At 73.2% G+C, this 13,736-nt stretch carries 14 protein-coding genes; 8 read left to right on the top strand and 6 right to left on the bottom strand.

Annotated elements, in window-relative coordinates; genetic code table 11:
• Positions 1-5 precede the first annotated feature (5 nt).
• Both AB0G14_RS00150 and AB0G14_RS00145 read left to right on the top strand, forming a co-directional pair.
• On the top strand, positions 6-662 hold the full coding sequence (locus AB0G14_RS00150) for a nucleoside triphosphate pyrophosphatase (protein WP_357692189.1): 657 nt from the start codon (positions 6-8) through the stop codon (positions 660-662).
• A gap of 9 nt (positions 663-671) precedes the next feature.
• Positions 672-1,325 (top strand): O-methyltransferase, encoded by a 654-nt coding sequence (locus AB0G14_RS00145; RefSeq protein WP_357692188.1) that lies wholly within the window; start codon positions 672-674, stop codon positions 1,323-1,325.
• Between the two features lie 98 nt (positions 1,326-1,423).
• On the opposite strand, the gene AB0G14_RS00140 is transcribed toward AB0G14_RS00145, so the two are convergent.
• From AB0G14_RS00140 to AB0G14_RS00125, 4 genes are all read right to left on the bottom strand, one after another.
• Positions 1,424-2,680 (bottom strand): MFS transporter, encoded by a 1,257-nt coding sequence (locus tag AB0G14_RS00140; RefSeq protein WP_357692187.1) that lies wholly within the window; start codon positions 2,678-2,680, stop codon positions 1,424-1,426.
• Between the two features lie 107 nt (positions 2,681-2,787).
• Positions 2,788-3,543, bottom strand: coding sequence for an ABC transporter permease (locus AB0G14_RS00135; RefSeq protein ID WP_350703478.1), 756 nt, complete (start codon positions 3,541-3,543; stop codon positions 2,788-2,790).
• A 20-nt stretch (positions 3,544-3,563) separates the two neighbouring features.
• On the bottom strand, positions 3,564-4,523 hold the full coding sequence (locus AB0G14_RS00130) for an ATP-binding cassette domain-containing protein (RefSeq protein WP_357692186.1): 960 nt from the start codon (positions 4,521-4,523) through the stop codon (positions 3,564-3,566).
• 132 nt (positions 4,524-4,655) lie between these two features.
• Complete coding sequence (locus AB0G14_RS00125) at positions 4,656-5,282, bottom strand: PadR family transcriptional regulator (protein ID WP_357692185.1); 627 nt, start codon at positions 5,280-5,282, stop codon at positions 4,656-4,658.
• A 132-nt stretch (positions 5,283-5,414) separates the two neighbouring features.
• Between AB0G14_RS00125 and AB0G14_RS00120 the strand changes: the two genes are divergently transcribed.
• On the top strand, positions 5,415-7,166 hold the full coding sequence (locus tag AB0G14_RS00120; RefSeq protein ID WP_357692184.1) for a biotin carboxylase N-terminal domain-containing protein: 1,752 nt from the start codon (positions 5,415-5,417) through the stop codon (positions 7,164-7,166).
• Positions 7,167-7,255: 89 nt separating this feature from the next.
• Here AB0G14_RS00120 and AB0G14_RS00115 read toward each other — a convergent pair whose 3' ends face one another.
• Positions 7,256-8,146: a LysR family transcriptional regulator ArgP gene (locus AB0G14_RS00115; protein WP_357692183.1), complete on the bottom strand. Its 891-nt coding sequence runs from the start codon at positions 8,144-8,146 to the stop codon at positions 7,256-7,258.
• Positions 8,147-8,242: 96 nt separating this feature from the next.
• Between AB0G14_RS00115 and AB0G14_RS00110 the strand changes: the two genes are divergently transcribed.
• Together AB0G14_RS00110 and AB0G14_RS00105 are read left to right on the top strand one after the other, a co-directional pair.
• Complete coding sequence (locus AB0G14_RS00110) at positions 8,243-8,839, top strand: LysE/ArgO family amino acid transporter (protein WP_357692468.1); 597 nt, start codon at positions 8,243-8,245, stop codon at positions 8,837-8,839.
• A gap of 125 nt (positions 8,840-8,964) precedes the next feature.
• The gene (locus AB0G14_RS00105) at positions 8,965-10,404 is read left to right on the top strand and encodes a GuaB1 family IMP dehydrogenase-related protein (RefSeq protein WP_357692182.1); all 1,440 of its coding nucleotides are present in this window, start codon (positions 8,965-8,967) and stop codon (positions 10,402-10,404) included.
• Between the two features lie 15 nt (positions 10,405-10,419).
• Here AB0G14_RS00105 and AB0G14_RS00100 read toward each other — a convergent pair whose 3' ends face one another.
• Positions 10,420-10,986, bottom strand: a complete 567-nt coding sequence (locus AB0G14_RS00100) for a TetR/AcrR family transcriptional regulator (RefSeq protein ID WP_357692181.1) — start codon at positions 10,984-10,986, stop codon at positions 10,420-10,422.
• An 84-nt stretch (positions 10,987-11,070) separates the two neighbouring features.
• Here AB0G14_RS00100 and AB0G14_RS00095 point away from each other — a divergent pair, with 84 nt between their 5' ends.
• From AB0G14_RS00095 to AB0G14_RS00085, 3 genes are read left to right on the top strand one after another with little or no spacing between them, the layout of a single operon-like run.
• A complete protein-coding gene (locus tag AB0G14_RS00095) occupies positions 11,071-11,517 on the top strand; it encodes a DoxX family protein (RefSeq protein ID WP_357692180.1) in 447 nt (148 codons plus the stop codon).
• Between the two features lie 25 nt (positions 11,518-11,542).
• Positions 11,543-12,007 carry a MarR family transcriptional regulator gene (locus tag AB0G14_RS00090; protein ID WP_357692179.1) on the top strand — a complete coding sequence of 155 codons (465 nt, stop codon included), beginning with the start codon at positions 11,543-11,545 and terminating at the stop codon, positions 12,005-12,007.
• The gene (locus AB0G14_RS00085; RefSeq protein WP_357692178.1) at positions 12,001-13,734 is read left to right on the top strand and encodes an ABC transporter ATP-binding protein; all 1,734 of its coding nucleotides are present in this window, start codon (positions 12,001-12,003) and stop codon (positions 13,732-13,734) included. The genes AB0G14_RS00090 and AB0G14_RS00085 overlap by 7 nt, the downstream gene beginning before the upstream one ends.
• Positions 13,735-13,736 lie beyond the last annotated feature (2 nt).

The raw sequence follows: 13,736 nt of genomic DNA, 5'->3' as shown, positions 1-13,736 counted from the left end.
GCGACGTGCCAGAAACGATGCCGCTCCGCCTCGTGCTCGCCTCGGCGAGCCCCGCCCGCCGCAAGATTCTCCAGGCCGCCGGGATCGAACCGGACGTGCTGGTCAGCGGCGTCGACGAGTCCCTGGTGGTCACCGAGCGGGCCGAGGATCTCTGCCTGGAACTGGCCCGGTTGAAAGCGCAGGCGGTGCTCACCCGGCTGCGGCCGACCGACGACCAGCGGACGCTGGTGATCGGGTGCGATTCGGTGCTGGCCTTCGACGGGGACATCCTCGGCAAGCCGGCCGACGCGGCGGACGCCACCCGGCGCTGGCAGCGCATGCGCGGGCGCAGCGGCGTGCTGCACAGTGGGCACTGCCTCATCGACATCGTGACGGGGCGTCGGGCCGAGGCCGTCGCCTCCACCGTCGTGCACTTCGCCGACGTCAGCGACGACGAGATCGCCAGGTACGTGGGCACCGGCGAGCCGCTCGCGGTGGCCGGCGCCTTCACGATCGACGGGCTGGGCGGGCCGTTCGTGGAGCGGATCGAGGGCGACCCGAGCACCGTCATCGGGCTCTCGCTGCCGATGCTGCGCCGCCTCCTGGCCGAGCTGGATCTGCGAATCACCGATCTGTGGACGAAGGTCGCGCCTGGCAACCAGTCGGTCGAACCGCTCGGCTAACGTCCGTCCATGACCACGAAGTCGATCCCGCTCACGTCGGAACTGCACGCGTACCTGGTGGCGCACGGCTCGCCGCCGGACGAGATCATGCGGGACCTGGCCGAGAAGACCCGCGCCGCCCTGCCGGACGACGCACAGATGCAGGTCGCGCCGGAGCAGGCCGCGTTCCTGACCTTCCTCACCCGGCTGCTCGGCGTGCGGCAGGCCGTGGAGGTGGGCACCTTCACCGGCCTCTCCTCGCTGGCGATCGCCCGGGGGCTGCCCGAGGGCGGGCGGCTGACCTGCTTCGACATCTCCGAGGAGTTCACGGGCATCGCCCGGCGGTACTGGGCCCGCGCCGGCGTGGAGGATCGCATCGAGCTGCGCATCGGCCCGGCCGGCGACACGCTGCGCGAGCTGCCCCACGAGCGTCATCTTGACTTCGCGTTCATCGACGCGGACAAGACCGGGTATCCGGTCTACTGGGCGGAGCTGGTGCCTCGGATGCGTCCCGGCGGGGTGATCGCGGTCGACAACGTGCTGCGCGGCGGCCGGGTGATCGCCCCGCAGAACGCCGACGACCGGGCCATCGCCGCGTTCAACGACGAGGTGCTCGCCGACGTCCGGGTGGACGCGGTGATGCTCCCGGTCGCCGACGGCCTGACGCTGGCCCGGGTGCACTGACCGCCACAGTCTGGGCCCCGCCCTGCGCGATCTTGGTACTGAAGGGCCCCTGGAGGGCCGTTCCGTACCAAGATCCGACGGAGCCGGCCGACCCGGCGTCAGACGGCGGCCGGGGTCCGGACCTCGGTGGGGGCCGGGCGTAGGGCGCGGCCCAGGCGGGCGGCGAGCAGCGCGGCCGCCGCGATGAAGCCCGGCAGCAGCAGGAACGCCAGGTGCGGGCCCACTCCGTCGGCCACCCAGCCGAGCGCGACCGGCGCGATCCCGAAGCCGACCCCCATCGAGTACGACGCCCAGCCGGCCGCCCGGTCCGCGGCCGGCCCGGCGACGGCGAGCGCGATCGAGATGGCCAGCGGGTAGTGCAGCGCGTTGCCGAGGCCGAGCACGACGAGGCCGGCGACCGCGAGCCAGCCGACCGGGGCGACCCAGAACAGCGCGAACCCGGCCAGCGACACGCCTAGCGCGGCCAGCAGCAGCGGCACCGGCCGGTACCGCAACGCGAACCGGCCGCCGACGAGCCGGCCGACGAACATGCCGCAGACGATCGCGGCGACGGCGGCCGAGGCGGCGCCGGCCGCCATTCCGGCGTGCGAGCGGAGCACGTCGGCGGTCCAGAGGGACAGGCAGACCTCGATCGAGCCGGTGACCGCCATCAGCACCCAGGCGATCCAGTAAGTCGGGGGCAGCCGCCGCGCGGCGCCGGCGACGGGAGCAGCCCGACGCGCGCCGACGGTCGGGTCGGCGTCGGCCGGGTCACCGGCCGGGGGATCCCCGGCAGCCGCACCGGGGGCGGCCTCCGGCAGGCGTACGCGGAAGATCACGGCGGCGAGCGCGACCAGCGCGATCAGGCCGGCCTCGACGGCCATCACGGGCCGCCAGCCCCAGCCGGCGTCGACGCTGGTGCCGATGACCAGCGGGGCGAGGATTCCCATGCCGGCGCAGGCGGCGTTGGCCTCGGTCAGCGCGGCCGGCGCGCCGGTGCCGTGCCGGTCGGTGAGCACCACCGACACGCCGCTGATCACCAGCATGCCGAAGGTGGCGATCACCGCGACGGCGGTGATCGTGGCAGGCAGTGCCCGCAGGGTGCCGAGTGCGGTGACGCCGAGCGCCACCCCGGCCAGCCCGGTCCAGATGGCGCGGCCACGGCCGACCCGGCGGGCCAACGGCGCGAAGAGCGCCCCGCCGGCCAGCGCGCCGACGGCGATGCCGGTGCTGTGCAGGCCGGCGACGGCGGCCGAGGTGCCCTGTTCGTCGCGGAGCAGCGGCACGACCGGCCCGAATCCGTAGAGGAAGAAGCCCCACAGCCCCAGCTGGGCGTAGGTCAGCCAGGTGGTCCGGTCACGGGTGAGGCGGGGCACCGGCCTTACGGTACAAGCGTCCGGCCGGTGCCTCGCCCCGGTGAGAGGCAGCTCTCCCCACCGTCAGGAGGGGTTCCATCCCGCTGTCGGAGGCGCTCCCAGGGTGTTCAGCGGACGGTGCGCGCGAACTGCCGGGCCGCCCAGACGACGCCGGCCGCGGCGAGCACCGCGATGATGCCGAGCCCCTGCCAGACCTTGTCGTCGCCGAGGTCGCCGTTGAAGAGGGCGCGGGTGCCGTCGACGGCCCAGGAGAACGGGTTCCACTCGGCGATGCCCTGGAGCCAGCCGGGGGCGAACGTGAGCGGCAGCAGGATGCCGGAGAGCAGCAGCACCGGCTGCGCCACGGTGTTCATCAGCGGGGCCAGCGCGTCCTCACTCTTGACCTTGAGCGCGACGCCGTAGGAGACGGCCGAGGTCATCAGCGCGATCAGGGCGAGCATGAGGTACGCCAGGAGCAGGTCGACGATGAAGACGCGCAGGTCGAACAGGAGCGCGAGCAGGGTGATGATGACCGCCTGCACGATCAGCGACACCACGTCGCGCAGGGAGCGGCCGAGCAGCAGGGCGAGCCGGCTGACCGGGGTGACCCGGGAGCGTTCGATGACGCCGGCGCGCAGCTCGGCGATCAGGCCGAAGCCCTGGAACAGGCCGCCGAAGATGGCCAGCAGCACCAGCAGGCCGGGCACGAAGATCTTGTAGGCCTCCGCCTGGGTGGGGGCGTTCAGGGCCGGCTTGAGCAGCGGGGCGAAGAGCAGCAGGTACATCACCGGCTGGAAGATGCCGACGAAGACCCAGACGGGGTTGCGCAGCAGCAGTTGGAGCTGACGCTGGAAGATCAGCCAGGTGTCACGGGCGAGTTTCATGCGGTCTCTCCGGTCTGGGATCAGGACTCGCGCAGCGAGCGGCCGGTCTTGGTGAGGAAGACGTCGTCGAGGCTGGGCCGGTGCAGCTCGATGGAGTCGAGCGTGAGGCCCGCCGTGTCGACGCGGCGCAGGATCTGCGGGATGGCGGTCGCGCCCTCGTCGACGTAGAGCCGCAGGCCGCCCTCCTCGACGGTCTCCAGCTTGTTGACGTACGGCTCGCTGTCGAGCAGCTTCGCGGCCTGCGGGGTGGCCGCCGCGTCCAGCCCGACCAGCACCACGTCGCCGGAGATCTCGCGCTTGAGGCCCGCCGGGGTGCCCTCCGCGACCACCTCGCCGTGATCCATGATCGCGATCCGGTCGCAGAGCGCGTCGGCCTCGTCGAGGTAGTGCGTGGTGATGAAGACGGTCATGCCGTCGGCGCGCAGGCGGCGGATCTCGTCCCACATGTGCGCGCGGCTCTGCGGGTCGAGGCCGCTGGTCGGCTCGTCCAGGAAGACGATCTTCGGCTCGTGGATGATGCCGAGGGCGATCTCCACCCGTCGCCGCTGGCCGCCCGAGTAGGTCTTGCACTTGCGGTCCGCGTACTCGGTGAGCTGGAAGGCGTCGAGGGCGCGGGCGGCGCGCCGCTGCGCCTCGGCCTTGCCGATGCCGTACATCCGGGCCTGGAGGACCAACTCCTCGCGGGCGGTCGACTCGTCCCAGGTGCTGCCGCCCTGGGCGACGTAGCCGATGCGGCGGCGCACCTCGGCCGGGTCCTTGCGCAGGTCGGCCCCGGCGATGGTGGCCTCGCCGCCGTCCGGCTCGATCAGGGTCGCCAGCATCCGCAGGGTGGTAGTCTTGCCGGCGCCGTTGGGGCCGAGGAAACCGAAGATCTCCCCCGCGGCGACCTCCAGGTCGACCCCGCGCACCGCGTCGACGGTCCTCGTCTGGCGACCCTCTCGGGAGCGGAACGACTTCCGCAGCCCTCTGGTCTCGATCATCTCTGCTCCTGGTCGTCCGGGCCGGTGCGACCGGCCATCTGGTCTGTCCCTCGGGGACGACGCCGGACGGCGTGCTCCCCCCGTCGCGCCGCGAGCAGGCTAACGCGATATAGCTCCAGTGGTCAATCTTGATTATTCGGTTGTGTCGCGAGATGTGGCCTCGCCGTCGGACCACCCGTTCCAACCCTCCGCCCCGACCAGGCCATCAGGCAGGTACGACACTCCGGAGTCGATGCGTTCGGCGATCCGTTCGCACCAGCCGACCTCGGCCTCCGCCCGTGCGGTCCAGAGTTCGAACATCCACCCGACGTGCACCGGCTTGGAGTTGCGCATCCAGTCGGAGGCCAGCGCCGCGCGCATCGACTCGACGCCGGCGCGCAGCAGGTTCGCCCGGTTGCGCAGGGCCGCCGACGCCTCCTCGCGGGGGAGCGCGGGCAGGAACGAGAACGCCGCCGCGAACGGGTCCGGCGGCTCGTGCAACTGCCACCAGTGCCCGCGCAGCAGCGACTCGAACTCGTCCTCGCCCTTGGCGGTGACCTCGTACGTGGTGCGCGCCGGCCGGGCGCCCACCTGCTCGGTGGCCACCTCGCGCAGCAGGCCCTCCGCGGTCAGCTTGCGCAGGGCGTGGTAGATCGAGCCGGGCTGCACGTTGGCCCACCGGTCGGCGTTCCAACTGAGCAGTTCCCGGCGCACGTCGTAGCCGTGCACGGGCTGCATCCACCGCACCAGCCCGAGGATCATCATTCGCGTGGCAGACATCCGGCAAGCGTAATAAGCAAGTTTGACTAGGACGCGACGCGACAGTGCGGCATCCCACACTGAGCGATCGTTAGGGTCCTCAGGGTGGCCGATACACTCCCGGTCAGTAACCTCCCGGGAGGAGCCCCCAAGGTGCGCAAGGTACTCATCGCCAACCGCGGCGAGATCGCCGTCCGCGTCATCCGCGCCTGCCGCGACGCCGGTCTGGGCAGCGTCGCCGTCTACGCGGACTCCGACCGGGACGCCCTGCACGCCACGCTGGCCGACGAGGCGTACGCGCTCGGCGGGGACTCCGCGACCGAGACGTACCTGCGCATCGACAAGCTGCTGGAGGTCGCCGCCAAGGCCGACGCCGACGCCGTCCACCCCGGCTACGGATTCCTCGCCGAGAACGCCGACTTCGCCCAGGCCGTCATCGACGCCGGGCTGACCTGGATCGGCCCCACCCCGCAGGCGATCCGCGACCTCGGCGACAAGGTGACCGCCCGGCACATCGCCCAGCGCGCCGGCGCCCCCCTGGTGCCCGGCACCCCCGACCCGGTGGCCAACCCGGACGAGGTGATGGCGTTCGCCGTCGACCACGGCCTGCCGGTCGCCATCAAGGCCGCCTTCGGCGGCGGCGGGCGCGGGCTCAAGGTGGCCCGCACGATGGAGGAGATCCCGCACCTGTTCGAGTCGGCCACCCGCGAGGCGGTCGCCGCGTTCGGCCGGGGCGAGTGCTTCGTCGAGCGCTACCTCGACAAGCCCCGCCACGTCGAGGCGCAGGTGCTGGCCGACCAGCACGGCAACGTGATCGTGGTCGGCACCCGCGACTGCTCGCTCCAGCGCCGGCACCAGAAGCTGGTCGAGGAGGCCCCGGCGCCGTTCCTCACCGACGCGCAGCGCGCCCAGATCCACGACAGCGCCAAGGCGATCTGCCGGGAGGCCGGCTACCACGGTGCCGGCACGGTGGAATACCTGGTCGGCGCCGACGGCACCATCTCCTTCCTGGAGGTCAACACCCGTCTCCAGGTCGAGCACCCGGTCACCGAGGAGACCGCCGGCATCGACCTGGTCCGCGAGCAGTTCCGGATCGCCGACGGCGAGAAGCTGCGGTTCACCGAGGACCCGACGCCGCGCGGGCACTCCATCGAGTTCCGGATCAACGGCGAGGACCCGGGCCGCAACTTCCTGCCCGCCCCCGGCACGGTCACCGCGCTGCGGCTGCCCACCGGCCCCGGCGTCCGGGTCGACACCGGCATCTCGGCCGGCGACGTGATCGGCGGCAACTTCGACTCGCTGCTGGCCAAGGTGATCATCACCGGCGAGACGCGCACCGAGGCGCTGGAGCGGGCCCGCCGGGCGCTGGACGAGATGGTCGTCGAGGGCATGGCCACCGCGCTGCCGTTCCACCGGCTGGTCATCCGCGACGAGGCGTTCACCGCCGAGCCGTTCACCGTGCACACCCGGTGGATCGAGACCGAGTTCGACAACACCGTCCCGCCGTTCACCGCCGCCGCCGGCACCGCCGAGGCGCCGGCCGAGCGCGAGACCGTCGTGGTCGAGGTCGGCGGCAAGCGGCTGGAGGTCACCCTCCCCGCCGGCCTCGGCGGGGGTGCGGCCGCCGCCGCGCCCGCCGCCCGCAAGCCGGCCCGCCGGGGTGGCGCGGCCAAGGCCGGCGCCGCCGTCAGCGGCGACGTGCTCACCTCGCCCATGCAGGGCACCATCGTCAAGATCGCGGTCGCCGACGGGGACACCGTCGCCGAAGGCGACCTGGTCGTGGTGCTGGAGGCGATGAAGATGGAGCAGCCGCTGCACGCGCACAAGGCGGGCACGGTCAGCGGCCTCGCGGCCGAGGTCGGCGCCGTCATCTCCGCCGGCGCGGCGATCTGCACGATCGCCTGAGGTGTAAGGAAGGGCACCTTCCTAACGTTTTCGGTAGAGGAAGGGCCCCTTCCTAACGCAACGCTGGGCGGCACCGGCCAGCCTGACAGTCAGCGCAGCTCGGTGCGGGCGACCGCCCGGACGGCGGCGGTCAGCGCGTCCAGCGTGGCGGAGTCCACCCGCCAGTGCTGCCAGTACAGCGGTCGGTCCAGGTGACGCCCGGCACCGATGTCGACGCAGCGCCCGGCCGCGATGTCGGCACGGGCGATCCGCTCCGGCACCATCCCCCACCCCAGGCCCAGCCGCACCGCCTCGTTGAAGCCGTCGAAGGACGGGACGTAGTGGACCGGCGGGGCGATCCGACGCCGGGTCACGGTGCGGGCGAACCGGTGCTGGAGCTGGTCCTTGCGATCGAACGCCATCATCGGCGCCGTCGCGAGGGCGGCCTCGGTGGGGCCGTCGGGGAAGTGGCGGGCCGCGAACCCGGTCCGGGCCAGCGCGACGTACCGCATCGCGCCCAGCCGCTCCACCCGGCAGCCCTGCACGGCCTCGCGCTGCGCGGTCACCGCGGCCATCGCCGTACCGTCGCGGATCAGCTCCGCCGTGTGGTCCTCGTCGTCCCGGCGGACGTCGAACAGGAGCGCCAGCTCGGCGGGCAGCCGCGCCAGGGCGCCGACGAACCAGGTGCCGAGCGAGTCGCCGTTCGCCACGATGGTCACCCGGCTGGGGGCGGGCCCGCCGACCGTCGGCGGGCGGGCGGCGTCCAACGCCTCCCGTTCCAGCAGGGCCACCTGGCCGGCGAGCCGCAGCAGCGGCCGGCCCGCGTCGGTGGCCTGGCACGGCTTCGTGCGGCGGACCAGCACCTGCCCGACGGTCTGCTCCAACGCCTTCATCCGCTGGCTGACGGCCGACGGGGTGACGTGCAGCGCGTGCGCCGCCGCCTCGAAGCTGCCCTCGCGGACCACCGCGGCGAACGTCCGGAGCTGCGTGGAGTCAAGCATGGTGAAGCTGAGCTTATCTGCCGTGAGAATCTTTAGCTGGGCTGCATCGGCTGCGGCTCGTAGCCTCGGCTCGTGCCCGACATCCTCAGCAACTCCGTGACAGGTTCCGCCGCCGCCGGCTTCTCCCTCTCGATCGCGCTCATCGCCGCCATCGGAGCGCAGAACGCCTTCGTCCTGCGGCAGGGCCTGCGTCGGGAGCACGTCCTGCCCGTGGTCGCCGTGTGCGCCGCCTCCGACGCGCTGCTGATCTCGGTCGGCATCGCCGGGATGGGCACCGCCACGGCGGAGCACCCCGCCGTGCTGACCGCCGTCCGCTGGCTGGGGGCCGCGTTCCTGCTCGGGTACGCCGTGCTGGCCGCCCGCCGCGCGCTGCGCCCCGGCGCGCTCTCCCCCGCCGACCGGCCGCCGGCCACGCTCGGGGCGACGCTGCTGGCCTGCCTCGCCTTCACCTACCTCAACCCGCACGTGTACCTCGACACCGTCCTCCTGCTCGGCGGGGTGGCCCGCCAGCACCCGCACCACTGGGTCTTCGGCGCGGGCGCGGCGCTCGCCAGCGTGGTCTGGTTCACCACCATCGGCGCCGCCGCCCACCGGCTCGCGCCCGTGCTGGCCCGCCCGACGGCCTGGCGGGTCGTCGACGGTGCGATCGCCCTCGTGATGACCGCGCTCGCGGCGGGGCTGCTGCTCGGCTGACCCGGCGACGCCGGGCCGCGCGCAGCCTCTTCCTGGCCGAGCTGGCGGTCTTCGGCGACGCCGGCCGGGGGTGTTTTCGGCGACCACCGGGGGCGCGGACGGCGGCCGGCGGGAATGATGGCGGGGTGCGGTTCCTACACGGCGCGGTTCCCGCGCACGACCTGACCTACAACGACGTCTTCATGGCGCCGGCCCGCTCCGAGGTGGGCTCGCGGCTCGACGTCGACCTGGCCGCCAGCGACGGCACGGGCACCACCATCCCGCTGGTCGTGTCGAACATGACCGCGGTGTCCGGCCGCCGGATGGCCGAGACGGTCGCCCGGCGCGGCGCGATCGCGGTCATCCCGCAGGACATCCCGATCGAGGTGGTGGCGAACGTCGTCGCCTGGGTCAAGCGGCGGCACCTGGTGCACGACACCGCGATCACGCTCGGCCCGACCGACACCGTCGGGGACGCGATCCACCTGCTGCCGAAGCGGTCGCACGGCGCCGTGGTGGTGATCGACGACGAGGGTCGGCCGCTGGGCGTGGTGACCGAGGCCGACACCGTGGGCGTGGACCGCTTCGCCCAGCTCCGGCACGTGATGTCCACCGAGCTGCACACCGTGCCGGCCGACGCGGATCCGCGTACGGGCTTCGACCGGCTCTCGGCCGGCCGGCGTCGGCTCGCCCCGGTGGTCGACGCCGAGGGCCGCCTCGTCGGGGTGCTGACCCGGCAGGGCGCGCTGCGGGCGACCCTCTACAAGCCGGCGGTGGACGACCGGGGCCGGCTGCGCATCGCCGCCGCCGTCGGCATCAACGGCGACGTGACCGGCAAGGCGGCGGCGCTGCTGGAGGCCGGGGTGGACACGCTGGTCGTGGACACCGCGCACGGCCACCAGGACCGGATGATCTCCGCGTTGCGGGCCGTCCGCGCGCTGGACCCGGCGGTCCCGGTCGCCGCCGGCAACGTGGTGACCGCCGAGGGCGTACGCGACCTGGTGGAGGCGGGCGCCGACATCGTCAAGGTGGGCGTCGGCCCGGGTGCGATGTGCACCACCCGGATGATGACCGGGGTGGGTCGGCCGCAGTTCTCCGCCGTGCTCGACTGCGCCGCGGCGGCCCGCCAGCTCGGCCGGCACGTCTGGGCCGACGGCGGCGTACGGCACCCGCGGGACGTGGCGCTGGCCCTGGCCGCCGGCGCGTCGAACGTGATGATCGGCTCCTGGTTCGCCGGCACCTACGAGTCCCCCGGCGACCTCTACACCGACGCCGACGGCCGGCGCTACAAGGAGAGCTTCGGGATGGCGTCGGCGCGGGCGGTCAGCGCGCGGACGGCCGACGACAGCGCGTACGACCGGGCCCGCAAGGCGGTCTTCGAGGAGGGCATCTCCTCGGCCCGGATGTACCTGGACCCGGCCCGCCCCGGCGTGGAGGACCTGATCGACGAGATCATCGCCGGGGTGCGCAGCGCCTTCACCTACGCCGGCGCCCGGGACCTGGCGGAGTTCCACGAGCGGGCCGTCGTCGGCGTGCAGAGCACGGCCGGCTACACCGAGGGGATGCCGCTGCCCACGAGCTGGTGAGAGCCCAGCCGGCCGTCACTCCTCGGGGAAGAGGCGTCGGATGACCTCGCGGGCGGCGGCCCGGGGGTCGTCGCCCACCCGCTCTGGCAGCGCGCCAGCGAGCCAGAGCGTGGCGAAGCCGTGCACGATCGACCAGGCGGCGAGCGCGTCGCCCTGCGGATCCTCCGCCGTCGGGCGCCCCTGGGGCAGCCCGGCGACCCCGGCGTGCAGCGCGTCGCCGGCGCGCTGGCGGGCCGCCGCCACGTCGTCGGCGTCGGCCCGGTAGAGGTCCGGGCGGAACATCACCTCGAAGTGCGCGCGGTGCCCGACGGCGAAGTCGACGTACGCGACGCCGCTGTCCAGCAGGTCCTCCGCGCCGCCCAGAGCCTCGGCGAGCAGGTCGAAGCCCTCGGCGGCGAGGGCGGTGAGCAGGCCGGCCTTGTCGCCGAAGTGGTGCGCCGGGGCGGCATGCGAGACGCCGGCCCGGCGGGCCAGGTCGCGCAGGCTCAGCGCCCCGGGGCCGGACTCCTCGATCACTCGCACCGCCGCCGTGAGCAGGGCGCGACGCAGGTCGCCGTGGTGGTAGCCGCGTGTTCCGGTCATGCCGCGATCCTATCTTGCCATTGACAAGATGCCACCTCGGGGCGCAATCTTGTCGGCGACAAGTTCGCGCCCTGGGGGGTATCGATGGCTCCGCTGATCGCGCTCGTGGCCGGCACCGCACTCGCCCGGCTGGCCGGCCTGGCCGGCGTGGCCGCGCTCGACGGCTGGCACCCCGCGCTGCGGGTGGGGCTGGCGCTGATGTTCGTGGTGACCGGCCTCGCACACTTCGCCGCCACCTACCGGTCGGACATGATCGCGATGGTGCCGCCCACCCTCCCTCGACCCGACCTGCTGGTCACGGTCACCGGGGTGTTGGAACTGGTGGGCGCGGCCGGCCTGCTCGCGCCGGCGACCGCCCGCTGGGCCGCGGCCGGGCTGGCCCTGTTGATGCTGGCCATGTTCCCGGCGAACGTCTCGGCGGTGCGGCGCGGGCTGACCCTCGGGGGCCGGCCGGCGACCCCCCTGGGGCCACGGACGGCGGAACAGGCCCTCTTCGTCGGCGCGGCCGTCGCTATTTCGTTTGGGGCCTGACGTTCAGGGAGCTAATCTGGCCACCATGAAACTGATCGAGCTGCGGGACGTGCCCCTCGGGCGACTGCTCGTGGTCGCCGGGCACGTCACCGGGCAGCGGTGGAACCGCTACCTCGCCGAGGAACACGGGCTCACCCAGGCCGGGATGGCCACCCTGATGACCCTCGCCGAACACGGCGAACTGCCGCACCGCACGGTGGCCGAGCACTGCTTCGTCCGGCCGGCCACCCTCACCGGCATCGTCGACACGCTGGAACGCGACGGCCTGGTCGAGCGGCAGCGCGACGAGGCCGACCGGCGCAGCATCCGGATCGCGATCACCCCGGCCGGGCAGGCCCGGATCGACGCGCTGACCGCCGTGATCCGGTCCGGCGCTCCGCTGACCTCGGTCGACGCCGACCCGGCGAAGGCGGCGGTGATCCGCCAGTTCCTCCTGGAGGTCATCGGCAGCGGCGACGCCGGCACGCCGGAAGGGGCACCGACATGTTGACCCGGCTGCTGCGCACACAGCTGCGCCCCTACCGCCGGGCACTGGCAGCGGTGCTGCTGCTCCAGTTCGTCGGCACGATGGCGTCGCTCTACCTGCCCAGTCTCAACGCCGACATCATCGACCTCGGCGTGGCGCGGGGCGACACCGACTACATCATGCGCACCGGCGGGTGGATGCTCGCGGTCAGCCTGGTGCAGATCGTCTGCTCCGTCGCCGCCGTCTACCTCGGCGCACGCACCGCGATGGGCTTCGGCCGGGACGTCCGGGCGGCGGTGTTCGGGCACGTGAACGGCTTCTCCGCCCGCGAGGTGGCCCGGTTCGGGGCGCCCTCGCTGATCACCCGCAACACCAACGACGTGCAGCAGGTGCAGATGCTCGTGCTGATGAGCTGCACCATGCTGGTCGCCGCGCCGATCATGAGCGTCGGCGGCGTGGTGATGGCGCTGCGCGAGGATCTCGGGCTCTCCTGGCTGATGCTGGTCAGCGTGCCCGTGCTGGCCGTCGCCCTGGGGCTGATCATCCGGCGGATGGTGCCGGGCTTCCGGCTCATGCAGACCCGGATCGACACGGTCAACCGGGTGCTGCGGGAGCAGATCACCGGCATCCGGGTGGTCCGGGCGTTCGTCCGGGAGCCGTACGAGACGGAGCGCTTCGCCGCCGCGAACGCCGACCTCACCGCGACCGCCCTGCGCACCGGCCGCCTGATGGCGTTGATCTTCCCCGTGGTGATGCTGGTGCTCAACGTCTCCAGCGTCGCGGTGCTCTGGTTCGGCGCCCAGCGCGTCGACGCCGGGGCGATCCAGGTCGGCGCCCTCACCGCCTTCCTGCAGTACCTGATGCAGATCCTGATGGCCGTCATGATGGCCACCTTCATGCTGATGATGGTGCCCCGCGCGGCGGTCTGCGCGGAGCGGATCGTCGAGGTGCTGGACACCGACTCCTCGGTGGTGCCGGCGCCCCGCCCGGTCACCGAGGTGGCCACGCGCGGCGAGCTGGAGCTGCGCGACGTGTCGTTCCGGTATCCGGGGGCGGCCGCACCGGTGCTGCGGAACGTGTCCTTCCGGGTGACGCCGGGCACCACCACGGCGGTCATCGGCAGCACCGGCGCGGGCAAGACCACGCTGCTGTCGCTCGTCCCCCGGCTGGTCGACGTGACCGCCGGCACCGTGCTGGTCGATGGCGTCGACGTCCGCGACCTGGCGCCGGACGAGCTGTGGCGCCGGATCGGGCTGGTGCCGCAGAAGCCCTACCTGTTCACCGGGACGGTGGCGAGCAACCTGCGCTACGGCAACCCGGACGCGACCGACGCGGAACTCTGGGACGCGCTGGAGATCGCCCAGGCGCGGGACTTCGTCGAGGCGATGCCCGAGGGGCTGGCGTCGCCGATCGCGCAGGGCGGCACGAACGTCTCCGGCGGGCAGCGGCAGCGGCTCGCGATCGCCCGGGCCCTGGTGCGCCGGCCGGAGATCTACCTCTTCGACGACTCCTTCTCCGCGCTCGACCTCGGCACCGACGCGCGGCTGCGGGCGGCGCTGCGGCCGGTCACCGCGGACGCCGCCGTGGTGATCGTGGCGCAGCGGGTCTCCACGATCGTCGAGGCCGACCAGATCATCGTGTTGGAGGACGGGGGCGTGGTCGGGATGGGCCGACACGACGAGTTGCTGGAGACCTGCCCGACGTACGCCGAGATCGTGGCGTCGCAGAACACCACGGGGGTGGCCGCGTGAGC

The sequence above is a fragment of the Micromonospora sp. NPDC023814 genome, assembly GCF_040639595.1.
Lineage (GTDB): Bacteria > Actinomycetota > Actinomycetes > Mycobacteriales > Micromonosporaceae > Micromonospora.
The sequence above is the reverse complement of the archived record's forward strand: the minus strand, read 5'-3'. Positions and strand labels throughout refer to the sequence as shown.